Source organism: uncultured Oscillibacter sp. (assembly GCF_910579365.1).
Lineage (GTDB): Bacteria > Bacillota > Clostridia > Oscillospirales > Oscillospiraceae > Oscillibacter.
Window position 1 is genome coordinate 68,605 of sequence record NZ_CAJTUX010000001.1, and the last position, 25,249, is coordinate 93,853.

The 25,249-nt window shown below is 59.6% G+C and carries 24 protein-coding genes; 6 read left to right on the forward strand and 18 right to left on the reverse strand.

Annotated features, from left to right (window positions below):
* A partial coding sequence (locus QZ329_RS00310; RefSeq protein WP_295747119.1) for a hypothetical protein occupies positions 1-239 on the reverse strand: 239 nt, incomplete at its 3' end.
* A 392-nt stretch (positions 240-631) separates the two neighbouring features.
* On the opposite strand from QZ329_RS00310, the gene QZ329_RS00315 reads away from it, so the two are divergent.
* The 4 genes from QZ329_RS00315 (at position 632) to QZ329_RS00325 (ending at position 3,621) form a co-directional block, all read left to right on the forward strand.
* A complete protein-coding gene (locus tag QZ329_RS00315; RefSeq protein ID WP_295747121.1) occupies positions 632-979 on the forward strand; it encodes a tripartite tricarboxylate transporter permease in 348 nt (115 codons plus the stop codon).
* Positions 980-984: 5 nt separating this feature from the next.
* Positions 985-1,275 carry a hypothetical protein gene (locus QZ329_RS15555; RefSeq protein ID WP_365351118.1) on the forward strand — a complete coding sequence of 97 codons (291 nt, stop codon included), beginning with the start codon at positions 985-987 and terminating at the stop codon, positions 1,273-1,275.
* Positions 1,272-1,979 (forward strand): peptidase dimerization domain-containing protein, encoded by a 708-nt coding sequence (locus QZ329_RS00320; protein WP_295747123.1) that lies wholly within the window; start codon positions 1,272-1,274, stop codon positions 1,977-1,979. Before QZ329_RS15555 ends, QZ329_RS00320 begins: the two co-directional genes overlap by 4 nt.
* A 184-nt stretch (positions 1,980-2,163) precedes the next feature.
* The gene (locus QZ329_RS00325; protein ID WP_295747125.1) at positions 2,164-3,621 is read left to right on the forward strand and encodes an FHA domain-containing protein; all 1,458 of its coding nucleotides are present in this window, start codon (positions 2,164-2,166) and stop codon (positions 3,619-3,621) included.
* An 86-nt stretch (positions 3,622-3,707) separates the two neighbouring features.
* Here the strand turns inward: QZ329_RS00325 and QZ329_RS00330 are convergent, their stop codons facing one another.
* The 10 genes from QZ329_RS00330 to QZ329_RS00375 form a co-directional block, all read right to left on the reverse strand.
* Entirely contained in the window at positions 3,708-5,276 is a 1,569-nt protein-coding gene (locus tag QZ329_RS00330; RefSeq protein ID WP_295747127.1) for a DHH family phosphoesterase, read from the reverse strand.
* Between the two features lies 1 nt (position 5,277).
* Entirely contained in the window at positions 5,278-5,574 is a 297-nt protein-coding gene (locus QZ329_RS00335; RefSeq protein WP_295747130.1) for a RyR domain-containing protein, read from the reverse strand.
* A gap of 87 nt (positions 5,575-5,661) precedes the next feature.
* Positions 5,662-9,861 carry an S-layer homology domain-containing protein gene (locus QZ329_RS00340; protein ID WP_295747132.1) on the reverse strand — a complete coding sequence of 1,400 codons (4,200 nt, stop codon included), beginning with the start codon at positions 9,859-9,861 and terminating at the stop codon, positions 5,662-5,664.
* A gap of 17 nt (positions 9,862-9,878) precedes the next feature.
* The gene (locus QZ329_RS00345; RefSeq protein WP_295747134.1) at positions 9,879-12,749 is read right to left on the reverse strand and encodes a serine/threonine-protein kinase; all 2,871 of its coding nucleotides are present in this window, start codon (positions 12,747-12,749) and stop codon (positions 9,879-9,881) included.
* A gap of 17 nt (positions 12,750-12,766) precedes the next feature.
* Positions 12,767-12,925 carry a hypothetical protein gene (locus QZ329_RS00350; RefSeq protein WP_295747136.1) on the reverse strand — a complete coding sequence of 53 codons (159 nt, stop codon included), beginning with the start codon at positions 12,923-12,925 and terminating at the stop codon, positions 12,767-12,769.
* Between the two features lie 53 nt (positions 12,926-12,978).
* Entirely contained in the window at positions 12,979-13,308 is a 330-nt protein-coding gene (locus QZ329_RS00355; protein WP_295747138.1) for an FHA domain-containing protein, read from the reverse strand.
* A 174-nt stretch (positions 13,309-13,482) separates the two neighbouring features.
* Complete coding sequence (locus QZ329_RS00360; protein WP_295747140.1) at positions 13,483-14,469, reverse strand: FHA domain-containing protein; 987 nt, start codon at positions 14,467-14,469, stop codon at positions 13,483-13,485.
* Positions 14,470-14,741: 272 nt separating this feature from the next.
* Positions 14,742-16,031: a TRAP transporter large permease gene (locus QZ329_RS00365; protein WP_295747142.1), complete on the reverse strand. Its 1,290-nt coding sequence runs from the start codon at positions 16,029-16,031 to the stop codon at positions 14,742-14,744.
* Position 16,032: 1 nt separating this feature from the next.
* Positions 16,033-16,590, reverse strand: coding sequence for a TRAP transporter small permease (locus tag QZ329_RS00370; protein ID WP_295747144.1), 558 nt, complete (start codon positions 16,588-16,590; stop codon positions 16,033-16,035).
* A 76-nt stretch (positions 16,591-16,666) separates the two neighbouring features.
* On the reverse strand, positions 16,667-17,695 hold the full coding sequence (locus QZ329_RS00375) for a sialic acid TRAP transporter substrate-binding protein SiaP (protein ID WP_295747146.1): 1,029 nt from the start codon (positions 17,693-17,695) through the stop codon (positions 16,667-16,669).
* Between the two features lie 452 nt (positions 17,696-18,147).
* On the opposite strand from QZ329_RS00375, the gene QZ329_RS00380 reads away from it, so the two are divergent.
* Together QZ329_RS00380 and QZ329_RS00385 are read left to right on the forward strand one after the other, a co-directional pair.
* A complete protein-coding gene (locus tag QZ329_RS00380; protein WP_295747148.1) occupies positions 18,148-18,597 on the forward strand; it encodes a YhcH/YjgK/YiaL family protein in 450 nt (149 codons plus the stop codon).
* A gap of 45 nt (positions 18,598-18,642) precedes the next feature.
* Positions 18,643-19,545, forward strand: a complete 903-nt coding sequence (locus QZ329_RS00385) for a dihydrodipicolinate synthase family protein (RefSeq protein WP_295747150.1) — start codon at positions 18,643-18,645, stop codon at positions 19,543-19,545.
* On the opposite strand, the gene QZ329_RS00390 is transcribed toward QZ329_RS00385, so the two are convergent.
* The 7 genes from QZ329_RS00390 to rsxC all read right to left on the reverse strand — a co-directional run bounded on the left by QZ329_RS00390 (position 19,520) and on the right by rsxC (position 25,144).
* The gene (locus QZ329_RS00390) at positions 19,520-19,951 is read right to left on the reverse strand and encodes a hypothetical protein (RefSeq protein WP_295747152.1); all 432 of its coding nucleotides are present in this window, start codon (positions 19,949-19,951) and stop codon (positions 19,520-19,522) included. The two genes, QZ329_RS00385 and QZ329_RS00390, sit on opposite strands and share 26 nt — an antisense overlap.
* A 70-nt stretch (positions 19,952-20,021) precedes the next feature.
* A complete protein-coding gene (locus tag QZ329_RS00395) occupies positions 20,022-20,897 on the reverse strand; it encodes an RnfABCDGE type electron transport complex subunit B (protein WP_295747154.1) in 876 nt (291 codons plus the stop codon).
* 16 nt (positions 20,898-20,913) lie between these two features.
* The gene (gene rsxA / locus QZ329_RS00400; RefSeq protein WP_365351164.1) at positions 20,914-21,495 is read right to left on the reverse strand and encodes an electron transport complex subunit RsxA; all 582 of its coding nucleotides are present in this window, start codon (positions 21,493-21,495) and stop codon (positions 20,914-20,916) included.
* Positions 21,496-21,504: 9 nt separating this feature from the next.
* Positions 21,505-22,104, reverse strand: coding sequence for an electron transport complex subunit RsxE (gene rsxE / locus QZ329_RS00405; protein WP_295747158.1), 600 nt, complete (start codon positions 22,102-22,104; stop codon positions 21,505-21,507).
* 18 nt (positions 22,105-22,122) lie between these two features.
* Positions 22,123-22,743 (reverse strand): RnfABCDGE type electron transport complex subunit G, encoded by a 621-nt coding sequence (locus QZ329_RS00410; RefSeq protein WP_295747160.1) that lies wholly within the window; start codon positions 22,741-22,743, stop codon positions 22,123-22,125.
* Complete coding sequence (locus tag QZ329_RS00415) at positions 22,740-23,771, reverse strand: RnfABCDGE type electron transport complex subunit D (RefSeq protein WP_295747162.1); 1,032 nt, start codon at positions 23,769-23,771, stop codon at positions 22,740-22,742. Before QZ329_RS00415 ends, QZ329_RS00410 begins: the two co-directional genes overlap by 4 nt.
* Positions 23,768-25,144 carry an electron transport complex subunit RsxC gene (gene rsxC, locus QZ329_RS00420; RefSeq protein WP_295747164.1) on the reverse strand — a complete coding sequence of 459 codons (1,377 nt, stop codon included), beginning with the start codon at positions 25,142-25,144 and terminating at the stop codon, positions 23,768-23,770. The genes QZ329_RS00415 and rsxC overlap by 4 nt, the downstream gene beginning before the upstream one ends.
* Positions 25,145-25,249: the final 105 nt, after the last annotated feature.

A 25,249-nucleotide genomic window follows, 5' to 3' on the forward strand; every position in this document is an offset into this window, starting at 1 on the left:
TTGGGTTCTTCTGTCACAGGTTCTGCCGCCGGGGCTTCTTCCCTGACGACCGCCGGGGCCTCGGTCTCAGGAGGCGTCTCCGGAATGATTTCCGCCGCTTTGAGTTCTTCTGTCCTGGTCTCCTCCATCACACCTTTCACGACGCTCTTTTGGGCAGTCTTGTCCTCGCGCACTGCCGCAGCCGCTTTCGAGGAAGTCTTTCTTTTGCTGATGGGTTTTACATCTTTCTTCTTTGACATCTGGCACCTCCGCAAACAAATCCTGATAATTATTATGGCCGTTATACGTTGGTTTGCGGGGAACTCCTGGAGGCAATGGGGATGATTCCTTTGCGCCCTTCACCTCGCAGCTCCCCTCTCAACCCAGTGGAACACAGTGGCCAAGGGATAAAGCGATTGGGAATGTTGTTATAGTATAACATAGACTGCTGCATTTGTCATCGGGTTTTGGCAGCCATATTTCCAACAATGGGAAAAAGACCCCTGGCCTAATTTTGCAATCGGGCCAGGGGCACTTGGTGTTTAGAGGCGCTTCCTCTCAATTTTCGGCGGGATGGTTCTCCCTTGTCCGGCAAGCGCATACAGCCGCTCCACCGTACCTTCCCGGGTATCCTATACTTGTAAGTCTAAAGATGTGCCTGAACTTAAGCAATCTCGCGATAACGGCCCTGGGTACGGTCATCGGTTTGGTCTTCGGCGCCATACCGGGACTCACGTATATGACCGGCATATTGCTGGTGCTGCCCATGACCTATGGCATGGATATCAGCAGCGCCATATCGATCCTGCCGGGCATTTACTGCGGCGGGATGACGGGAGGCTCCGTCTCCGCGATCCTGCTGGGCATCCCGGGGACGCCTTCCGCCGCCGTCCAGCTGTCCGCCATCACCCAGAAATTCAGCGCCGCTGCGCGGTGCGCGCTCATTTTTCTCGGGCTGTCCTGCATCTGCTCTCCGGTATACAGCTCCTGCCGGTGCTGATTGGCATGTTTGCCGTGCCGGAGATCATCAGCGGCATTGTGAGCAGCAAGCACGAGGCCGTTCCGCAGACCCGCAGCGCCAAGATCGCGCTGCCGGGGTTCTCCGACCCAAAGCGCTGCGCCAAGGCCATTTTGACCGGGTCCATCGTCGGCACGGTCATGGGCGCGATTCCACGCGCCGGCGCTCCGGATTCCCCGCCACGCCGCTGCTGCTTGGCGTCGCCGCAGATCCCGATGGATACACCATCGTCTGCAACAGCAACTCACAGTCCATCGCTCACTACAACGGAAACATGACGGAGAGCCGCGAGGACTTCGAGCAGGTCTGCCGCCTCACGCTGGAGGACAATGTCGTCGCGGTCGCCTCCAATTCCCCCTGGAAAACCTTTGAGGACCTGGCCGCTGTGGCCCTAGAATCCGCCTTGGGAACCTCCTTCCAGCACATTCCCCTTGGCGGCGGCGGCCAGATTGCCTCCACGCAGTCCGGCGAGGTGCATTTCGGCGTGGCCTCCTGCGCCAACTATGCCCCCTATGTCGAGTCCGGCGATGTACGCATTCTGGTGTCCCTGCGGTTTAAAGCCACCAGCAAATTGGAGTTCAAGCTTCACGGACGGGCGTCCCACGCCAGCCGGGCTCCGGAAAACGGGATCAGCGCCTGCGACGCAGTGATGCTGGGATACCTGGGCATTGAGATGCTCCGAGTGCATGTCGAAGAAGACGTACGCATCCATGGAATCATAACAAACGGAGGCTCCAGCGCCAATACGGTTCCGGATTTCTCCAATGCCGAATATGGTGTACGCGCCAACGACAGCGCCGTGTTGGAGGATGTGGTGGAACGGATATGCAACTGCTTCCGAGGCGCCGCTCTGACCACAGGCGCGTCGCTTGAGATCGTATCCAGAAAGACTCTAGGCTGTCCGGCCGGCTGTCCGGGGTCCCTCTTTTGCGATGCCTCCCGAATGATGCAGGGCACCCTTTGGGCGCTCGCAATCTCATAGGAGCGGTCCCCTTTATAGACGATGCTTTTGACAGATTGAAATTAGAACCTATATATGTTATGATACATACATCAGGGCCGAAGATCACACTCCTGCCAAACCTTCGGCAACCGGCAGAAGCGCGCCGGATACCCGGAAGCAGCGTGATCCGGCGTGCGGGAGGCGGCGAGGGAAGGGGATGCGTATGAAAGATGTAAGAGAAATGACCATGGAGGAAATCACGGCGGAGATGCGGAGCTACGACTGCCGGAAAGACAGGGGCTATGCGTTTATCAGCTACTCCCACCGGGACCGCGAACAGATTTACCCGCTGGTCCTCACCTGGATGCGGGCGGGGTACAACCTCTACATTGACCTGGATTTTGAGCGCTACGGCAGCGACAGCAACTGGGCCGACTTGATGCTGGACACCCTCTCCAGCCGCCTCTGCCGCCTGGCCATTTGCTTCAAAAGCGCCCACTACCGCTACAGCTACGCCGCCCTTTTGGAGCTTTTGACCATGCGGGGCGAAACCGTCACCAACCGGCACAGCGGCAAGCTCCTTCCGGTGGATTCCGTCGTCCTGGGAATGGTTCCGGATGACGACGAGATTCCGGAGAACTGTCAGGAACTCTATGCCGCCGCATTCCGCTCCATGCAGAGCGGAATGGGGGAGCGCTTTCTGGGCCAGAACCGGAAGGAAGCCGCCCTCCTGGGAGAGGGCCTGCACTTCTGGCTGGAGGAGAGCCGCACAAAGGCCGTCCTGCGGAAGGCTCCTCCGGCGGAAAAGATGGCAGGCTACCTGCAGGACGCCTACCGGGCGGGATATCAGGATTTCTTTCCTCAAATCGCTTTCCTGGTCAAAAACTGGTTCATCTCCCAGGACCTGAATGGAAACGACTATTCCCTGAACTCCAGCCTGCCCATCCGCCTCGCCCGGTTTGACGAGGTGCGGGTGGAACGGGTGCGGGAGAGCTTGCTCCCCGCCTTCCAGACCGTTGCCGCCCCTTCCGCAGGCGCCGGCGGCTTCGCCGGAAGCCAACCCCCGGCGCCAGCGTCCAAGCCCGCCGCTTCCGTGCCGGCTTCCCCTACGGGAATCTGTCACTGGGAGGACGGCGGCTGGAAACCCATCGCTGCCGAGTTCGTTCGCCTGTCCTCCTTCCCGAAACAGACGGCGCCTTGCCAGGAAATCGCTGGCCGGCCCGCCGGGGACCCTGTGCCGGAAGCCTCAGACCCCTTTGACGTGTTCCGTGACTCCCAACAGGAGCGGGAACAAGAGCTTTTGGAAAAAGCCCCTTGGGCCGCCATGCAGGAAGCGGCACGGCAGCGCGCGGAAATGGAGCGGCGGGAACAGCAAAGCCGCGCTCCCCGCCCGTTGCCCCACCTGGTCCGGGTCAGTACCGGAGAAATCATCCAGCTTCACGAGGGAACGTTCAAGCTGGGGCGGTCCATCACCTGTGACTACCAGATTGCCGGGAACAGCGCGGTGGGCCGCGTTCACGCGGTCTTGCTTGTCCGGGGCGGGCGCGCCTCCATCGTGGACCAGCATTCGAAAAATTATACGCTCTTAAACGGGCGGGCCATCCACCCTGATAAGGAATATCCCCTGACAGAGGGAGACGCCATCCGCATTTCCAGCGAGACCTTCCTCTTTCATGAATAATCCCGCCCCTTATAAGATGAAAAACAGGACTGATTTCAAGGAAATCAGTCCTGTTTTTTCGCGGCCAGCAAGCGTCTTTCCCTGCGTCACGGGCAGGGCTGGTAGCTCTTGGCAAAGATGTCCCGCTTGACGATATAGACGTCCGACGGGTTTTCCTCCCTTGCCACCAGCCAATCCCCCGGCTCGCCCAGGAGATAGGTCTCGCTCCAGGGTACGAACACCTTCGTGCGGCGGGTGATTTCCCGGGCGCGGACTCTGGGCCCCTCCTTCGGGACGCAGGTTCTGGCAAACTCCACAATGGATTTCTGCCGGGGCTGCCGGGAGTCCGCCGCCTGGACCGCCTGGTGAACGGTGGGGGCGTACTCTCCCCGGAAACAGTAGAGCTCGTCGCTGAGGTCGTTGTGGGAGAGGAAATAGTCCTCGTCGTTGACGTAGACCTCCGCCTCCACGCCGATGATGAAATAGGTGTCCTCCCGGATGACAAAGTGGGTGACTTCCTTCTCCAGTTCCAGCATCCGGAGGGTAACCTCCGTCCCGGCGGGATAGAGGTCCGTTCCCCGGACGTAGCCGATGGGAATGCGCCGCTTCCGGTAGGCCCTCTCGCCGGAGAGGTCCGGCACGCTGCCAGACCCGCTGTAAATGACATCCTCTTGCTCCTGGAAATACTCCCCCAGCCGGGCCATGAGGAGCTTTCGGACGCTGCCGCAGAGGGGCGCGTCTCCCAGCGGCCCGAAGCGCGCCTCACAGGCGGGAGCCAGCAGGGCCTCCTGCAAAAAGCCGCCGGACTTCCGGGGATGTCCGCCGCCGGAGCCCAGGCCCGCGCTGACATAGGCCGCCAGCTCGTCCGCCCGGGTTTCCCGCACGCAGCTTCGAACAGAGAGCTTCGCCCCGTTGTCCAGCATGCAAAAGGCGATGCAGGCGTTGACCACGTCCACTTCCATCAGCGTGTCGCTGATGACGCCCAGGAGGTTGGGGTCGCAGCGCTCCACCTCCGCCACCGCATAGCGGTAATCCGGGCAATAGTCGTAATTTCCAAAGGCTCTGCCGGCAATCCCCAGTTCCTCCAGGGACAGATTGCAGTTCTGGAGCTGGAAGAGGTCGTGCTTGTTGCAGTGAAATTCCAGGGCGTTTTGCAGGTCCTTGTCTTTGGGGTGGCGCAGCTCCTGGAACTTGCCGGTGTCCATGAACAAACCGTAATAGAGGGCGGTGGAGAGGGCCTCGTCCTCCTCCACCGGGAAGCCCTCCTCCACCAGCATATCCCAAACTATGGTGGAGCAGGAGCCGTGGTTGTCCCGGACCTCCGACAGGGGCGGCAGAGCCTCCTCCCGGGCCTTGTGGTGGTCAATGACCGCCACGGTCTGCCCGGCGAAGTTCTGCACGTTCCGCTCCCCGTATTGGCAGTCCGCCGTCAGCAGCAGCTCTGGCGGCCGCTCCAGGGTCTGGACGTGGCAGATGGGAATGCCCAGCCGCTCCACCATCAAAACCAGGCTGCTCTTTTGAATGGGCAGTTTCCCGCCGTAGATCAGCCGGGCCTGCTTGCCGTGGGAGGTGAAGTACCGCAAAAGCCCCCAACCGCTGGCAATGGCGTCGGCGTCCGGATTGTCGTGGCACTGAATGACGATTTCTTCAAATCGCAGCAACTCGTTCAGCTTCAAGTTACCCCTCCTCCGCAGGCCGGATCGTATAGCCCAGTTTCAGAATCTGCCGGATGGTCTCCAGGGCCGTGCGCCGGTCATATTCCCGCTCCTCCTCCGGCAGGTCCCCGTAGGGCACCAGGCAGGGCGTGGTCTTTTTTCGGTCGTCCCGGGCAGGGCCGTAAACCCAGCCCTCCTCCAGGCGGCCTCTGGCCCAGTTTTCATGCACGTTCTGTGCCAGCAGCTCCGTCAGCTCCGCCAGCTCCTCCGGCAGGACGACGTCGCTGGTATCCATGGGCCTAGGTTGATATCCGCTCATCTTCGTCTCCTTTCTGTCCCCCCTGGCCAGGTGGGGGAAGCGGGTCCACGGCCTGTGGACCCGCTTGTTTTTGCTGTTCTGGAGCGGTCAGGTCCCTTGCCGGCCGTCGCCGCTCAGGGAAAACCGGTCGGAAATTCTGTGAATCAGGGCGGCAAACTGGCCCCGGTTCGTGATGCCGCCGGGGTCCATAACCCCATTGCCGGTGCCCTTGAAAATACCGTATTGGTACAGCGTCTGGAAGGCGGCGTTCCCCTCCGGGCTCATCCGGTCCGCGTCGGCGAAGATCACGGGTTCCTCCGGGAGCTGAGGCTCCACGTTCACCAGCCGGAGGTACTTCACCAGCATAACCGCCATCTGCTCCCGCTTCAGGGGCGCCTGGAAAATGGCCGCGCCCTCCTCCGGCAGCAGGCCGGAGTGCTTGGCCCAGATTGCCGCCGCAGCGTACCAGGCGCTGGGGTCGATCTCCTCGTCCGCCACATGTTCATACTGGGTCAGGTCCACCTTGGCCATACGGGCCAGCACGGTGATAATGGCCGCGGCGGTGAGGGTGGAACGGGGCTCGAAGGTGCTGTCCGTCGTTCCGATCATCAGGCCGTTGTCAAACACCCACTGGATGTCGGCCCGGAAGACATTGTCCTGCGGCACATCCGTGAAGGGGAAGCTGGGAACGGGGGGCGTCTCAGGAGCGGCCGGTTTGGTGGAAGCGGTAGGCTTCGAGGAAGAGGAGCTGGGCCGGGAGCCGCCGCCTCCACTGCTGCCGCCGCTGCTGCCGCCGCTGCCGCCGCCGCTGCTGCCTCCACTGCTTCCGCTGCCGCTGGAGCCGCCTATGGTCAGGGTGTAGTTCTGGCTGGTGGTCTTCATGCTGCGGGTGTTCGCGTCGGTCCGGCTTCCTCCGGGGAAGAACTCCGCCGCGATGGTGTGGGTTCCCGGTCCGGCGTTCCGGAAGGTCTGCTCTTTAATGGTGATGATGGTGCTGCCGTCCTCCGCGGCGTAGTCCGTATCCCGGACCAGCAGCCTTCCGTCCAGGTAGAAGTTTACAAAATCGCCGAAGGGGCCGGCGGATTTGAAGACCCGGTCCGTGTAGCTGTCAATGGTAAAGTGGTAATTCCCCTGGTCCGTACCCACGGGAGTTTCCACGGCGTAGCTGTAACTCTCGTCCGTGGGAACGGTCCAGACGTTGACGTCCGTATTATTCAGGATGGTCAGCGTCAGGTCGCCCTCGCAGGAGAGCCGGTCTTGCAGGGCCGCTTTTTCCTCCTCGCTCAGCAGGTCGCCCACCCCGCCAAGCAGCGTGTCGATACTGCCCTTGTATTCCAGTTTTACGTGGATGGGGAAGTTTCCGTACTCCTGGGGCACACCGTAAATTTCGCCGGCGGGCGTCCAGCTGAGGCCGCTGGGAAGGGTTCCGGTAACGGTGAACTCGTAGTGCTCGGTATCAATCAGGGTGTTGTCCTGAATGGCGGTGACATAGGGCACCCACTTGACGCCCTTGCGCAATGACTGGTTGGTAAACTGGAGGTTCCCCGCAAAGCCAATGAGCTTGATGCGGACCTCTTCCGTGGTCCCGTCCTCCTTGGTATAGCCGATGATCAGGGTTCCGCCGATCAGTCCGCCTTTGAGAAGGCCCGTGGCCTCGTCTACCTCCGGCAGGAGGCGGACTTTGGAGATGTTTTGTTGGAAGCCGTCATAGGAAGAGATGAAATAGCTGGGAAATTCCGCCAGGGAGGAGTTCTCCCGGAAGCTCCAATAGGGGTCCAGCTTGACGTTCTGGGCGTCCTCCAGCCGGGCGTACAGGCCGTTCATCGGCGCATCGCCCAGGTTGGCGACGAAGACGTCGTGATAATTCCGCGCGTCATCCAGCACCACCAGGCGGGTGAGATTGCCGTCCGAATCCCTGTGGGCCGCGTCGGCGTTGGTGGCCCCGTTGACGAAGAGTTTCGGCCCGCCGGCGGTTTTGGTGGCGAAGGTAACCCAGTAGTTGCGGTGGGTGGAGGAACTGTTGTCCACATAGGCGGTGTACTGAACCGGCCTGCCGTCTGTGAACGGGATAGCGGTGGTGCTGGTAAGATCCTGATTCGAGGCGCTTTCGTCCTCTTCCGTCTTGGCCTGGAGGCTCAGCGCCCGTGTGGTGAACTGCGGGACAATGGTCTCGTCGCTTACCGGATTGTCGCCGTTTGCCAAAAACAGCGTCTGATACCCGTATTTGTAATAGCCGTCGTCCTTCGCCTGCATGACATAGCTTCGGTAGGACCCGTTGCTGCCGGACTTCGCCGCGCCATTCATCACAAAGAAGGTATCATAGTTTATTTCTACATTGCCGGGCTCCTCGTTCGACGGAAGGGTTTTGACTGTGAAGGTCTCCTTGCCGCCGGGGTTGTAGTGATATTTGTTGGTATATGTGATCGTAAAGGTTACGCCCTGGCTGAAATCCGCGCAATAGCCTCCGCCATTATAGATACCAGAAAACAAGTCGGAGATTTGCCCCGGAGTAAGCGCGGCGCCTCCGGCGGTGACACTTGCCACATAGTTGCTCACGGATTCGCCGGGCATGGGGCTGTAGAACGTCATCTGGAAGTAGTAGCGCCCGTTCGTGGGTAAAGTCCTGTTCAGCATGCGGTAGCTGCCGGTATACTCATAGTTCTCTCGAATGCTTTCCGCAACCGGGATAAAGCCAAAATCCCCGATCTTGGAATACAGGGAGTCGCCAAAATATATATGCGCGTAATTGGGGCTAATCCGAACGGCGAAGGGAAGCAGTACCTCCGCAGAACCGTTCTTAACCAGCGCGAGAGTGAACTTGGGTACCTTATCCCAGCTTCCCCAGTCGCTCAGAGAGGAGAGCTGCACTGAATAGCCCGCAAAATTGTCCCAATCTTCCGTGCTGTAGGAGTTCTTCCGCTCCATCAGCAATTGGCTGGTCACGTCCGCCGCGTTGGCCGGAATTTCAGTTTCGTAATAGCCTGTGTAAATTTTGACTTCGGCGCTCTCTCCGGCTGCATCCACGACCTGTTTCAGCTGTTCGTCCCAGCCGAATTTCAGAGTCGTCCGTTCCGAACCGGACCATTCGGAACCATATACCTGAATGTTGCAGCAGTTTTTGGAAATGGGCTGGTACGTCTCCCCGTCATAGAACGTTTCCTCCACATAACCGCTTATATACTGGGACAGACTCGCATTGGTTTCATCATACGCTTTACACGCAAGGAAATGGTTTCCAATCTGGATGCTCAGACGAATGCGGTATTTTTCCCCGTCGTTCTGGTCACTGTTGTCATGGCCCGTTTTGCCCACGATGAGCTCCAGATTCAAAGATGTGTAGTATTCGTATTCCCCTCTCAGCTCCTGGAGTATTGCTTCCAGGTCCATCGTGTCGCTTCCCTTGCCGATGGTATAGCGGCCATTGCTTTTGTAATTTGATTCGGAGGGCGGATCATAAGAATTGCCTTCATAGATATATGCCTGCCAGACCACCACGGTGTCGTCGCCAACCGTCAGTATATTGGGGTACGAATTTCCCTTAAGCGCCATGGCGGCCAGAGACTTCAGGGTAAACGGACCCTCCAGCTCCTTTTTAGTGAAGTAAACTGCGGCGTAGCCATTCGTCAACGGCTGGAGAGACATAGCCTGGGCAGGATCTCCATCGGTGGTGAAGTCCTTGGCCAGCCAGGCGCGGACCTCGTCCTCCGGGCCTTCGATATAAAGAGGCTCCGCCCCTTCCCGGAGCGTCAGTGTGAAGACCGCTCCTCCCACAGCGGCGGCGCTGTCCGCCTCGTCGAACCACTCCGTCCAGGTTTCGCCCCCAGACTGGAACTGCACGGGATAGGGGAAGAAGGGCTCGCTCTCCGGCAGGGGAATGGCGAAGCCGCCCTCCTCGTCCAGAAACAGCAGGTCCCGGCAGTCTGTTTCCAGCATGAACGCGCCCACGGCCTCAGAGACCGTCTCGTCCTCCAGGGCCGTTTCCAGAGCGGCGGGAAGAACGGCGGTGTTATAGGTTCCCAGATTATAGACCACCGCGTCCTCCAGCAGCTCCAGGACATCCGGAACCGCCTCCGGCAGCTCGTCCGGAGTATCCGGAATCACCTCCGGAAGTTCCTCCGAGATTTCCGGAAGCGCTTCCTGGGATTCCTCCGCATCCGGAGCGGTTGGTTCCGGCTGCTCCCCATCCGTCTCATGGGAGACGGACGCCGGCGGAGGCGAGAGATCCTCCTCCAGGGCGGCGACGGGTACGGTGCCCAGCAGCAGAACAACTGCCAGGAACATTGCCAGTCTCTTTTTCCACGTCTTCATAGCTTTCTCCTTCCTAATTATGCCCCAAGGGCGATGAGCTCTTGGAGGGAATAAATGCGGCTCTGTCGCAGAGTTCCCCCTTGATCGTCAAACACCAGCGTACCGTCCTCCAGCACGTCGCACAGTCCCGGCAGGCGGGCCAGCACCTGGCACGCTTCGTCCAGCAGCAGGCCGTAGCGGCTGTTTCCGCTGTCCGTATACTCAGTAATCACATAGTCTCCCACCTGGGTGACATAGGTCAGATAATCCTCCGTCTCCAGTTCGCAAAGGAAGTCCCCGGAGACCCGGTCATAGACCTGGGGCGCGCCGTGGGCGGAGCGCTGAATGCGCAGGGCGTCCGTCAGGAACTCCTCCTGAAGGGTTTCATCCGGTCTGTCTGTCCGGCTTTCGGAGAGAAGGCTCCCGTCCGCCGCAGAGTAGCAGCGGAGACGCCCGTCCTTGTAAAGCACCTCCAGGCGGCTTTCCGTTCCCTCCCGGCGGAATTGCTGGTCATAGACCTCCAGGGGGTCGGGAATGGCTTCCTTCGCCAGCAGAGCGCCGTCCGAAGCGTAGAGGGAGAAACCGTCATACCGGAAGAGCATGATGGTCTTGCCGCCGGCGCTGACGCGGGCCTCGCTGTGGCGGTCCTCCGGGTCATAGGAGGCCAGCAGAGCCTCCGGATGGCTCTCCAGCCGGACCAGCCGCAAGGCCGGCACGTCCAGCTCTCCAAACACCGCGAATTCCCCCGCGATGTCCACATAGCCCTGGCCCCCGCCGCCCTCCCAGCTGCCGGTCAGCCGGGCCTGCCGGTCAAATATGGAAACCGTTCCCTCCGCTGTCCGGACGATGGCAAAGCTGCCGCCCAGGGCGTAGCCGGTAATCTCGGCGCCGGCGGTGTAGGCCAGCTCCCGCTGCTGCCCCGTCTCCGGGTCCAGCTGGACCAGCACGTCGTTGTTGGAGACGTAGATTCCGCTCTCATCCGCCTGGGCGTAATAGGGCATGGCGTCTCCGGTGAAGCCGCCCACCTGTTCCCCCCGCGCCGCGTCGACGACGGCGAAGACATGCTCCCCCGCGGCGGACCGGGCGGAAAAGGCGAGGTAAGTTCCCTGGAAGCCCCCGTCAAAGCGGGTGAAGTCCGAGGACTCGTAAATGGTCAGGCCGTCTCCGGCGTTCCGAACGCCGAAGACCTCCAGCGCGCCGCCGTCAAAGCTTACAGCCAGTAGGCTCCCGTCCCGGTTCAGGACAAACAGGTCGTCCTCCGGGTCCGCGAAAATATCGTTGGATGGGACGCAAAGCCGCCGCCCTCCGAAATCCACGGCCGCCAGCACTTCGCCGGTGGCGGCTGCGTATACTGTGGCAAAGGGCTCGTCCTTATAGACCGCCGCCACGGTGGAACCGTCGGCGGAAAGGGTCAGGGCGGTGGCGGGCTCTCCGGACCACAGCTCCCGCTCCCGTGTCAGGTCATAGGCCCGCAGAGCTCCCTCTCCCGCGTAGAGCAGAACGTCCTCCCCCGCGAAGACCAGGTCCGCCAGAGCGGATGGCTCCGCCGGAAGCTCCGCCAGGAGCTCGCCGCTGTCCGTGTCAAAGACCAGCGCGCTTCCCAGGACCATGGCCCCCGCCCGGGTTCCCTCCGGGGACAGGGCCAGCTTCAGCGGCTCACTGGGAAGAGCCGGTCTCCGGTGAGGCCGGAATCCGCCGGTGAGTTCATACACGCCCAGGGCGTCGGTCAGGGCCTTTTGGGCTCTGGCGGCATAGGGGCTCTCCAGGAACAGGGCCTCCAGGGCTTTGTTCACCGCGCCGGGGGCGTCCCCGGTTTCCCAGGCGGCCTCGGACGCGGTCACCGCCGCCAGGGCGTCCTTGGCGGCGCGCTCCGCAGTCTCCGCCTCCTCCGCCAGCAGCCGGGCCTGGTACTCCGCCTCCTGGGTCTGTTTCAATCCCAAGAAGGTACACAGCCCTCCCGCCAAGAAGAGCAGCAAAAAGGCGGCAGTCAGAAAGGCGTTCTGCCGCCGGAAACGGATGGCGCGGGGATCGTTTTCATGGAGACTCCGGAAGGCGTCCAGCATCTCCTGGGCCGTCTGGAACCGCTGGCCCGGGTCCGGAGCCATGGCTTTCCGAAGAATGGCGGAGACTTCCGGAGAGATGCCGGGGCCGGAGAGGGGAATCACCGATTCCGCGTCCTGAGCGGGGCGCTGGCCGCCCAGCAGGTGGTACAGGGTCGCCCCCAGGCTGTAGACGTCGGAGCGGACGTCCAGCAAAAGGGTCCGGCCTCCGGCGGCGGAACGGGCCTGGGGCGCGGAAGCCTGGACGGGCAGGGTGGGCCTGTCCGTCAAAAGTTCGGTGGCTTCCTCTTCCGCAGGGCGGCTGGAACAGTCGATTCCATAATGCTCCGGGGAGGCGTAGCCCCGGCTGTATCCCACCCGGACGCTGCCGGATTCCCCCAGGGCCAGGGCGATGTTGAAGTCGATCAGCCGGATGTCCCCCTGGGGCGTGACCATGATATTGGCGGGCTTGATATCGCCGTGGAGGATGCCGTGGGGCGGGCGGCTGTGGAGGTAGCACAGGGCCTCCAGCAGCTGGCAGGCCCACTCGATGACCTGGACCTGAGAGAAGCGCTCCCCCCGGGCCAGGGGCTTGTCCAGACTCTCCCCCTCAATGTAGTCCATCACCGTGTAAACGGTGTCGCCCTCCACCACGAAGTCATAGACCTGGGGTATGTAGGTATGGTTCAGATTTTTCAGGGCGTCCACTTCCCGGCGCAGCACCTCCGGCTTTGTGGACAGAGTTCGCCGGTCGGCTTTCAGCACCACCGGCTTTCCCAGGCGGATATGCTCTCCCAGGTAGACAACGCCGGCGCCGCCGGCGCCGATTTTCTCCCTGCGTTCATAGGTCGATGCGATAATCTGCGGCATTGGCCCTCACTCCGTTCTCAGCGGCGTTTTTTTCCATACTCGGCGTTCAGCTTTTCCCGCAGGCGTTTCCCTGCCCGCCGCCGCAGGAAGAACGTCGCCGCGCCCCCGGCGGCGGAGGCGCTCATCAGCGCCGCGCCCGCATAGAAGAGCGCGCTGTACTGGACCGCTCCATCCATGGCCGTTGTCTCCTTTCGTCTCATATCTGCGGCGGCGCCCGCCTCTCCGGGCGTCAGCCGTCGATTTCCAAACGCAGTTCCACCCGGCCCATGGTGATAACATCTCCATCCCGCACAGGGGTCTTCTCGATTACCACCTGGCGGTTGAGCAGGGTTCCATTGCTGTGGCTGTGGTTGACCAGATAGAAACGGTCCCCATCCCGGAGGATTTCGCAGTGCCGCCGGGAGACAGACCGGTCGTGATTGACGCAGATATCCATCTCAGCGGAAAGACCAATCAGAAGAGAGCGGTCAATGGCGTGGCGGAAATTCCGCTCCACCGCCTGGACATCTGTCAGGGTAATGCAGTAGGGCGGGTCCGGTTCGTCCCAGAAACGAATCACGGGGACCTCCGGCGCTTTGGATTCCGCTTCCTTCAACGGCAGCTTCGTCTGCCGGACTTGCCGGGGCGGAACGGCTGGGTCTTCCGGAAGTTCCAAAGTCTTGTGTCCAAATAACGCCGCTGCCAGGCGTGAGAATCCGTTCCTCATTTTGATTCTCCTTTCCCCCAGCGGTTTTCAGGTGCGGTCTGGCCATTCCAAAACGGATTTCCCCTCAGAATCGGGAATGCTCTCAAAAACGGTCTCGTCCCCGGAACCGGGAATACCTTCAAAAACCGTCTCGTCCTCGGAGCTGGAAATTCTTTCAAAAACCGTCTCGTCCTCGGAGCTGGAAATTCTTTCAAAAACCGTTTCTTCCTCGGAGCTGGGAATACCTTCAAAAACCGTCTCATCCTCGGAGCTGGGAATGCCTTCAAAGACGGTCTCGTCCTCGGAGCTGGGAATGCCTTCAAAGACGGTCTCGTCCTCGGAACCGGGAATGCCTTCAAAGACGGTCTCATCCTCAAAATAATCGCGGCTTTGCCCATCCGTCAATTCATCCAGCGGCGTCAGCCCCGCTTGGACGGTCAGGCCCGGAATGGAGGCATCCAGCGAAACACTGTCTCCCAGGTATGTGAGCGTCAGTCCGCACAGGTGAACCTGGTCGCTGGGATTCAAACGCTGGCTTCCCCTTATCCGGCGTCCCTCGACATAGACACCGTTGCAGCTCCGGTCCTCCAGGAGGCAGCCATCCGCTGTTCTTGTAAAAACGGCGTGGACGCCAGAGACCGCCCCCCCGCCGTGATAAACAATCTGATTTTCCGGTGCGGCCCCAACGCAGAACGGCGTCCCGTACTCCAGCGCGAAACGGCGGAGCTCAGGAGCGGCGCTCCCGGCCCGTACAAACAGGACCAGCCGCCCGCCGCCGTCGATCGAAAGGAAATAGACCCGCTCCCTCTCAACGGGCAGCGGAAAGTGCCGCCGCCCTCCAGCCGGCCACAGGGAGAACCCGCCGCAGGGCAAAAAAAACGGGACCCCATTTCGGACCTCCAGCTCCAGCCGAAGTCCTCCCGGCCGGCCTGAAAGTCCTCCGGATAACGCGATTCCGAAAGCGCCCTCCTCGGGCCAGGAAACAAGGCACTCTTCGTATGTATCCTGACTATAGACTGTCAGGCGGTCACGCATGAAGTTCCCTCCCGTCTTCTGCCCCGAGAACTCCGCGCCCTGTCCGCAGCCACTGAGACCGAGGGCCTGCCGGGCGCTGTCCTTCGGGCTCCCATAAGTTCCCAATATATGATGTTTTTTACTTTATTATAAATATTTTCCCCATATCTGTCAAGAAAAAAGTGAAAGGATTTGGAGTATCTATCTGTCTCCGCGCGGCGGCCGCACCGCAAAAAAACCACCCCTCAAAACTGAGGGGTGGCGAAATGGATGCGTCATGATACGCTTTCGAATTATACTCCTCCCGTAAGCAGCCTGGGGAGTATGAGCGTGATCTCCGGGAAGATATTTAAAAGAATCAGGGTGATGATAAGGGGAATTAGGAACGGGACTACGCCTTTCATCAGGGTCTTAAACTGCATGTTTCCAACTCGGGCGACGACAAACAAGGCGGTGCCCATGGGGGGCGTCAGGATGCCGATCATGAGGTTGAAAATCACGACGACGCCAAAGTGAATGGGGTTGATGTTGTACGCCAGGACTGCGGGGAGCAAAATCGGCACCAGGATCATTTGGAGCGGAAGCGCGTCGATACATGTACCGAGAATCAGCAGTACGATGTTGATCATCAGGAGCAGCATGAGCTTCGAACTCACGTGGCTCGTAAAGAACGTGGCAATCGCCTGCGGCATCTGCTCACGAGAGATCACAAACTGGAACAGCGTCACGCCGAGAATCATCAGCACAATGGTTCCGCTTGTCTTGATGGAGTCGATGCAGATCTTGAAAAAGCTGTCCAACGTGAGCTCTTTGTATACAAAGAACCCGAGAATCATCGTATACAACGCCGCCACCACGGCCGCCTCGGTGGGGGTGAAGTAACCCGTGAAGATACCGATGAGGATAATCACCGGAGTCAAAAGTGCCCAAAAGCTCTTTTTGAAGGAGTCTGCCCGGTAGGACCAGCTCCGCTTGGGCTCTGAGGGATAGTTTCTTTTATGGGAAAGAATCGAGCACATAATCATCAGCGCAGCAGTCGTGAGCAAACCCGGCAGGAAACCCGCCATGAAGAGTTTTTCAACGCTCTGGTTTGCAAGCACCGCATAGATGATAAGCGGAGTGGAGGGCGGAACCAACGGCCCGATGATGCAGCTTGCCGCCGTAATTCCGCCGGCGAAGCCTTCGTCGAAGCCCGCGTCCTTCATGCTCTTGATTTCAAGCTGCCCAAGTCCGCCCGCGTCCGCGAGGGCCGAACCCGACATGCCGGAGAAAATCAGGGACGCGACTACGTTTACGTGCGCGAGACCGCCTTTTCTGTGTCCAATCATGGACGCGGCGAAATCGAAAATTCTGGTGGTCACGCCGCCGCCGTTCATCAGGTTGCCCGCAAGGACGAAGAACGGTACGGCCAGCAATGTCTGGCTGTTTACGCCGTTAAACATCTGCTCCAGCGCAAAGGGAACGAGATTCCAGCCTCCCGACGCTGCAAAAAAGAAGATGGAGGCCATAATCAGGGCGTATCCTACGTGAACGCCCAGCATGATTAGGATAAACCATAGTACGAAGGTCAATACCATCTGCATGTTACTCGGCCTCCTTTATGTCGTAAAAGTCATTTTTCGAGTCCTCGACCACCCATGCTCTTACAACTTCGCCATTCTTGACAATGTTGACAAGCTGCGCAATCATTTCCAAGATTGTCAAGACCGTCCATAAAAACATCGCGCCATACAGCCAGCTCTCGCTGATTCCCAGTGTTACCAGCGGCGTATAGGTCTTTCTCTGCACGATGGAGATCGTATAATAGAACACCATAGACAGAAGGCCGATCATTACCACATTGATAAAAGCCTCGATAAAGAGCTGGAACTTTTTCGGAAGAGAGAGCAGTATGGCGTCAATTCTGACATGAATATTTTCCCTCTGCGCAAGGTGGCAGCCAAGAACGCCCATCCACACGAACAGGAGGCGGCTCGTCTCATCTGTCCACGCGGAAGGAGAGCCAATCTTTCTTGATACGGCCTGCCAGAACAGAGAGAACAGAATCACGTTAAACAGGATGACCGCAACATATTGCTCGAGTTTCTCCAGCGCGTGAACCGCATCTGCAGGCTTTTGGATTTTGATTTTGCCGTCTTTCATTTTGAAACCCTCCCAAAGACCATGAATACCAATGGTATCGAGTTAAGGGGCCCAGAAGGGCCCCCTAATTTGCCGGTTATTGTCTCGCTTCCTCAATGGCCTTGACGGCAGCGTCGCCATACTTCGAAACATATTCGTCATACATCGGGGCGCAGGCCTCTCTGAACGGCGCCTTATCCGGAGTTGTAATGGTCATGCCGTTCTCCTCAAACTTTTCAATCAGGGCCTTTTCATCTTCCGTGAAGGTCGTCGTATGGAACTCGGCCGCTTCTACCGTGGCCTTTGTAATCGCCTCCTGCTGCGCCGGAGAGAGCTTGTCGAAGACGATCTTGCTGATGATATAGTTGTTGTCATTGATAATATGGCCCGTCAGAGCGCAGAATTCCTGAACCTCATAGAACTTCTGGGCGTCGATGGTGGAAAGCGGATTCTCCTGTCCGTCAACCGCGTTCGTCTTCAGCGCCAGATACACCTCCGCAAAGGGCATCGGCGTAGCGGCCGCTCCGGAATAATTCGCGAAGGCGAGGTTCGCGTCGGCATTGGGGACTCTCAGCTTCATGCCCTTCATGTCGGCGATGGTTTCGATCTTTCGGTTGGACGTGGTCTGCCTGGTTCCGTTATACGCGTCGGCAAGGATTTTCCAGCCTCTGGCCTCCAGCCTCTCGTAGATCGACTTGCCGTACTCCGTATCGTTCAGAGTCCGCATCATGTGGTCGAAATCGTCGAAGGCAAAGGGATAGCCAAAAATCTCCAGCTCCGGCTCCCAAAGGCCAAGCCGCCCGGTCTCCGCATAGACCATATCCAGCGCGCCGGCCGCAACCTGATCGATCATGGCCCGGTCGTCGCCGAGCTGTCCGCCGGGATAGATTTCCACGGTAATGGACCCGTTTGAGTACTCCTTTGCCTTTTCGGCAAGCATCTCTGCGGCCTTGTACTCATTGGAGGACGTGTTTGCCTGGAAGCCAATTTTCAAGGTGACGGCCTTCTCCTCCGGCGGAGCCGACTCGCCTCCGCCGGACGCGCCCCCTCCCGATGCGCCGCCGCACCCGGCCAAGGCAATGATGCTGACAACGGCAATTGCAAGCGCTGCGATCCTTCTTTTCATCTTTTTCCCTCTCCTCAAAATAATATCTTCAGCGGCCAGGGCCGTTGAATACGTTGTGAAACTGCCCATGTTTTCCAGGCGGCATTTTTCATTTCATATATACTATAAACAAATACCCTCCGCATTTCAATCTTTTTCCAGCATTCCATGATGAGAATTATTCTTAAAAATTTTGGTTACTTTGTCATATTTGCAAATTCGGTTCCTCTATTGCTTTCCGGAGCCGCACATGTTATCATAATTTTGAATAAACATTTCCTTCTTGAAGCCTCGTTTGATGTCAACTTTCGATAAAGCAACACCGTTCCACTGATAACGTTTCAAAGGCATCCTCGCGGTTTTATTCTTCACCGGAACGGCGCAGACTACGCCGTATGAGAGTACCGCGCGCCTCCGCACTATAAACGGCGTTCCAAACTTTTTCATAAATTTCAGTACGAAAGGGTGGTTTTTTGATCTATACAAAGCGCAAGCACATCGAACGCTGCCTGGGCATAAGCGGCAGTCTGGATGCCGCTATCCGCCATCTGCTGGGCACAGATCTGAGCCGGCTTCACATGGGCCGCAATGAGATTGACGGTGAGCAGGCATTCGTCAACCGCTTTGATTATCAGACCATGCCCCCGGAACAGGCCATCTGGGAGGGGCACGAAAGGTACGGGGATATGCACGTTCTCCTGTCCGGCCGCGAAAAGATTGGCGTTTCCAATGTGGAAACGCTGGAGATGACCGTCCAGAAGCCCGAGGAGGATTTCATCGGCTACGAAGGCGGCGTGGAGGTCTGGTTCCCCATGACTGCCGGGGACATTCTCATCGTCTTTCCCGAGGATGCGCATAAGGTCAAGGTCATGAATGGCAGCGGCTGTCTGGTGGAGAAGGCCTGCTACAAGTTCAGGGTGTAAAACGCAAACTACGTACAACATATGTTTTTTAGGAGGAGAATCGCTATGAATACCACAAAGTACGAGGGCATTATCCCCGCTTTCTACGCCTGCTATAACGCCGAAGGCAAAATTGATCCAGAGGCCGCCCGGACGCTGACCAGGTGGTTCATTGACAAGGGCGTCAAGGGTCTCTATGTGGGCGGTTCCTCCGGCGAGTGCATTTACCACAGTAAGGAAGAGCGCAAGGCGGTTTTGGAGAGCGTCATGGCGGAGGCTAAGGGCAAGCTGACCATCATCGCCCATGTCGCCTGCAACAATACCGCCGATTCTCAGGAGCTGGCGGCGCATGCCGAGAGCCTTGGCGTGGACGCCATCGCTTCCATTCCCCCTATCTACTTCCATCTGCCTCCTTACGCCATCGCCAAGTACTGGAACGACATTTCCAGCGCGGCTCCCAACACGGATTTTATCATCTATAACATCCCGCAGCTGGCGGGCGTGGCCTTAAGCGTGCCTCTGCTGAAGGAAATGCTGAAAAATCCCCGCTGCATCGGCGTCAAGAATTCCTCCATGCCCACTCAGGACATCCAAATGTGGCGCAGCGAGGGCGCCATCGTCTTCAATGGCCCCGACGAGCAGTTGATTTCCGGTTTGGTCATGGGCGCCGCCGGCGGCATCGGCGGAACCTACGGCGCGATGCCTGAGCTGTATATCAAGCTTTTCGAGTGCGTCAAATCCGGTGATCTGACCACCGCTCTGAAAATTCAGGACGACTGCTGCCAGATCATCTCCAAGCTGTGCTCCGGCCATGGCAACATGTACGCCATGATCAAAGAAGTGCTGCGCCGGATGGACGGTCCCGACTGCGGCAGTGTACGGGCTCCGCTGGCGGAGCTGGCCGAAAGCGATGCTCCCATTGCCGGCGAGTGCGTCTCCATGATCAAGGCCGCCATCGCAAAGTATTGACCGCATCATCCGCCGCAGACAGGCGGGAAATTCCGCAGCGCGCTGTTTGCGGGAAGTGGCGGAAGACGGCCAAATAGGGAAAAAGCCGATATCCACAGCCGGGATGTACCCAAATATCCTGTGACAGTTGCCAGAGGCCGGCCGCTCCTTTAAATCCGCCAGCAGAGCCAACTGGTTTGACAAAAGAGTCAAAACCTCCGGCCAGGCCCAATCTCATTAAGATAAACACCCCAACGCAGCCGCCGGTTTTTTCTATGCCGCCAAGTGTTTTTGTATCCTTTTTAATATTTGAAAACACAGACCAGACCGCCTTCTGTACGGTCTGGTCTGTTGCGTATATGAAAGAGATTCGGCTTAGCCGGGGGTTGCCTTTGGCGCTGCCAACAGCAAAGCCAACCTGCCACATGTTCCTGTGACAGGTTGGCTTTTGCAGGTCGGTTTACCTAAACAAGTGAAACTTCGTCAAAGACAGATCATTACTTCGCCGAAGCCTCCGCCGCAGCCTTGGCTTTTTCCGCCTGGGCCTTCTTGATGGCCTTGTATTTTTCCTTCTCCTCAGCCGTTGCCACAGGGAGGATGGCGTCTCTCGGGCAGACCTTGGTGCAGAGCTTGCAGCCCACGCACTTTTTATAGTCAATGACCGCCACGCCGTTTTCCACATGGATGGCGTCCTTCTTGCACTCCTTCTGGCACAGGCCGCAGCCGATGCAGGAGGTGGAGCAGACGCTCATGGCCGCCTTGCCCTTGTCCTGATTGGCGCAGCCCACGTGGACCTTTTTGGAGACGGGGACGGAGGTAATCAGATGCCGGGGGCAGGCGCTGGCGCAGGCCATACAGGCGGTGCACTTGTCCGGGTCCACCACGGCGGTGCCGCCGGGGCCGATGGACATGGCGCCAAACTGGCAGGCCGCCACGCAGGAGCCAAAGCCCAGGCACCCGAAGGCACACTCCAGAGGACCGCCGGCCACCTTGGTTGCGGAGATGCAGTCCTTCACACCCACGTAGTCATAGCGCTTCTTGGCGTTGACGCCGCCGGTGCAGCGGACGAAGGCCACCTGCCGCTCTCCAGTGGGAGCCTCCATGCCCATGATCTTGGCAATGGCGGCGGCGTTCTCCGCCCCCGCAGGGGCGCAGGCGGTGACAGGCGCGTCTCCCGCCAGAATGGCGGCGGCGCAGCCGCCGCAGCCGGGATAGCCGCAGCCGCCGCAGTTCGCGCCGGCCAGCAGGCCCAATATCGCTTCCTCACGGGGATCCTTCTTCACCTCGAAAATCTTGGAGGCCACGGCCAGGACCAGGCCGAACACCGCGCCCAGAATGCCCAGGACGGCTACCGCGAATAAAATATTCATCATGATGCAACCGCCCTCCTTACCAAATTACCAAGCCGGAGAAGCCCATGAACGCCAGGGCCATGAGACCGGCGGTGACCAGCGCGATGGGGAACCCCTCAAAGCTCTTGGGATACTCGGCGAAAACCAGCCGCTCCCGGATGCTGGCAAAGAGCACGATGGCAACCAGGAAGCCGATGCCACCGGTGATGCCGTAGACCACAGACTCGATGAAGTTGTAGCTCTCCTGGATGTTCAGAAGGGCCACGCCCAGCACCGCGCAGTTGGTGGTGATCAGGGGCAAATACACGCCCAGGGCCGTGTACAAAGAGGGCATGGACTTCTGGAGGAACATTTCGATGAACTGCACCAAAGACGCAATGACCAGAATGAATGCCACGGTCTGCATATACTCCAAATCCAGAGGCACCAGGATGAACTTGTACACCACCCAGGTGATGGCGGAGGCCAGGCCCATGACAAAGGTCACGGCGAAGCCCATGCCCACGGCGGTGTCCACCTTCTTGGAAACGCCCAGGAAGGGGCAGATGCCGAGGAACTGGGAGAAAATGAAGTTATTCGCCAAGATGGCGCCCAGCGTGATTGCCAGGAGTTTTGAAATCTGATCCATTTACTTGCCCTCCTTACTCTTGGACAGCGCCCACTGCATAGCGGCGATGAGGAAGCCCAGCACCAGGAAGCCGCCCACGGGCAGAGTCAGAATGCCGATGGGGAACTGCTCCGGAATGATGCGGAAGCCCGCCAGCGTGCCCGCGCCCAGCAGCTCCCGGATGAAGCACATGGCCAGCAGCACGGCGGTGTAGCCCAGGCCCTGAAAGATGCCGTCGAAGAAGGACGCGCCCACGCCGTTTTTATAGGAGAAAGACTCCGCCCGGCCCAGGATGATGCAGTTTACCACGATCAGCGGAATGAACACACCCAGAGAGGCGGCGATGGACTCGAAGAAGGCTTGCAGCAGCAAATCCACGCAGGTGACAAAGCCCGCGATGACCACGATGAACATGGCGATGCGGATTTTGTCCGGGACGATCTTCCGGATGGCGGAGATGACCACATTGGCCGCCGTCAAGATGATGAGCACAGACACGCCCATGCCCAAACCGTTCATAATGGAGGTGGTGATCGCCATGGTGGAGCACAGGCCCAGCATCTGCACCAGAACGGGGTTTTGGGTCAGAAGACCCTCTTTAAACTGTTTCCCGATATTCATGTTTCAGCTCCCCCTTTCTCAGCCCATCACGCCGGCCACGGCCAGCGCGGCGTTGACGCCGTTGGTCACGCCCCGGGTGGAGACCGTCGCGCCGGAGATGGCGTCCACGTTGGACCCCACGGTCAGGACGCCGTCGGCGGCGCTTTTGCCCTCAAACTGGCTCAGCACGCCCACGCCGGAGGCAGTGGGCATATTGGTCATGACCTTGGAGCCAATTCCGGCGGTTTCGGCGTTTTTGACAATGGACACGCCGGTGACAGCTCCCTCGCTGTCCACGCCCACCATCATTTCGATCTTGCCCTGAGAGCCGCTGGCCACCACTTTGATGGCGTAGCCCACAGTCGCGCCGCCTACCTGGGCTTCGTACACGGAGTCCAGAGCGACGCTGCCGGAGGCGGCGGTCATTTCGTCGGTGAGAGCCAGCTTGTCGGAGAAGGTGGTGTTGTCGGGGTCCGCCACCACGGCCTTCATGGCCTCCACGGTTTTCGCCCGGTTGATCTCGTCAATTTTTTCCTCTGTGACGGCGTTGACGCCGCCCAGAGCCGCCGCCACGACCATGCAGGTCACCAGCAGCGTCACGGTCAACTTTATAATGTACGCAGGATCCATCTGAACCTTTTCCTTATTCGCGGTGCTCATCTCGCGGCTCCCTCCTTCTTCACAACGCCGAAGCGCATGGGCTTGGTGTACTTGTCAATGAAGGGCACGAACAGGTTCATCACCATAATGGAGTAGCACACGCCCTCGTTATAAGACCCGAAATAACGGATCAGCACGGTGAACAGTCCGCAGCCCACACCGAAGATCAGCTGGCCCTTCTTAGTGATGGGGGAGGTGGCGTAGTCGGTGGCCATGAAGAACGCGCCCAGCATAAGGCCGCCGCCAAAGATGCTGTAGAGCATCCAGTCCAGGCTGGAACCGGCCTTGGGGAAGAGGAAGGTCAGGACGGCCACGGTGCCGATGTACGCGGCGGGAGTCTGCCAGTTGATGACCTTCCGCCAGATGAGATACACGCCGCCGATAATCAGCATCAGGGCGGAAACCTCGCCCAGGGAACCGCCGGTCTGACCCAGGAACATCTCCCTCACGCTGTAAGTCCCGATGAGGTTCCCAAAGCTCTCCGCCAGAGCGGCGGGGTCCGTGCCCTTCATATAAGAAAGGGGGGTGGCGGCGGTGACGAGGTCCACATTAGACCCGAAGATGGCCGCCTTATTCGCGGCGGGTTCCACCCAGGTGGTCATGGACCCGGCGTAGCTGGCCAGCAGCACGGCCCGGCCCGCCAGGGCGGGGTTCACAAAGTTCTTGCCGATGCCGCCGAAGAGCTGCTTGACAATGAGGATGGCGAAGGCGTCGCCTATGAGGATCATCCAATAGGGAATCTGCACCGGGCTGACAAAGGCCAGCAGCATGCCCGTGACCACGGCGGAGAGGTCCAGAACGGACTGGGGCTTCTTCATCAGCTTGCGGTACAGCCACTCGAAGAAGACGCATCCGGCTACGGACACGGCGGTGAGGGTCAGGGCCCGGAGGCCGAAGTTAAAGCAGGCGTATGCCAGGGCGGGCAGCATAGCGATGATGACGTCCTTCATGATGCCCTGGGTGGTCTCGCTTCCGCGGATGTGGGGCGAGGAGGTGGCGATCAGCTTGAGATTCTTATAGTCCGTCATTTGTTGACAACCTCCTTTTTCGCCTCTTCGGCGGCTTTCTTGGCCTCGGCGGCGGCCTTGGCCTTGGCCGCGGCGTCCTTCACCAGCTGCTTGCCGGTCTTGAACATATGGGTCAGGTGGAGCCGGGCGGGGCAGGTGTAGGCGCAGGCGCCGCACTCCATGCAGTCCATGATGTGGGCGTCGTTCAGCTCGTCGACCAGGCCCTTGGAGGCGTACTGGTACAGGAACAGGGGCTCCAGGTGCATGGGGCACACGCCCACGCACTTGCCGCAGCGGATGCACTGAGGATGCTCGACGGTCTGCTCTTCCTTCTCGCAGAAGGCCAGCATGCAGCCGGTGCCCTTGGCCACGGGAATGTCGGCGGTGTACTGGGCCATGCCCATCATGGGGCCGCCGGCGATGAGTTTATAAGTACCGTCCTTCAGCCCGCCGCAGAAGTCAAACAGCGCCGAGACAGGGGTGCCGATGGGGCATTCCACGTTCTTGGGCTCCACCACGCCGGAGCCGGAGACGGTGACCACCTTCTTCACCACGGGCATGCCGGTGGTGATGGCCTTGTAGATGGCGCAGGTGGTGTTGATGTTGAACACGGCGCAGCCGATGTTGCTGGGCAGGCCGCCCGGGGGCACCTGCTTGCCGGTGATGGCCTGGCAGAGCTGCTTCTCGCCGCCCTGGGGGTAGCGGCAGCGAAGACCCTCCACCACCACGGGGGCGTGCTTTTCGGCGATGGTCTTGTTGAGCTGGTCGATGCCGTTCTGCTTGTTGACCTCCACGCCGATGATGACCTTTTCCACGCCGAACATCTTGGCGAGGTACGTCGCGCCCCCGACGATCTCCTCCGGCCGCTCCAGCATGGCCCGGTGGTCGCCGGTGATGTAGGGCTCGCACTCCGCGCCGTTGATGATGACAGTGTCCACCTTGCCGATGCCGCCGGAAATCTTCACGTGGGTGGGGAAGGTGGCGCCGCCCATGCCGACGATGCCGGCGTTTTTCACGATCTCCACCATCTCGTCAACGGAAAGGGCGTCCGGGTTGGCGGGGGCCTGAACCTCCTCGCTGACCTCGTTTTGCATGTCGTTGTCGATGATGACGGACAGGATGTTCCCGCCCATGGAATAGGGCCGGGGCTCCACCGCCTTGACGGTGCCGGAGACACTGGCGTGAATGGGAGCGCCGAGACCGCGGAACTCGCCGATCTTCTGGCCCACCTTCACGTGGTCGCCGGCTTTCACCAGGGGGGTGCATGGCGCGCCGAAGTGCTGGGACATGGGAATGACCACTTGAGCCGGGGCAGGCAGCTGCTCGATGGCCTTTTCATTGGTTGCGGCTTTCATGTCGTGGGGATGAACGCCGCCAAAGAACGCTTGTGCCATTATTTCACCTCATTTTTTACTCCTGACAGCGGCCCGGGCGCGGACGGAAAGACCGTCCACCGTCGGGACGGGCTGACGTGCCTGGACAGACTATCACATACTTCC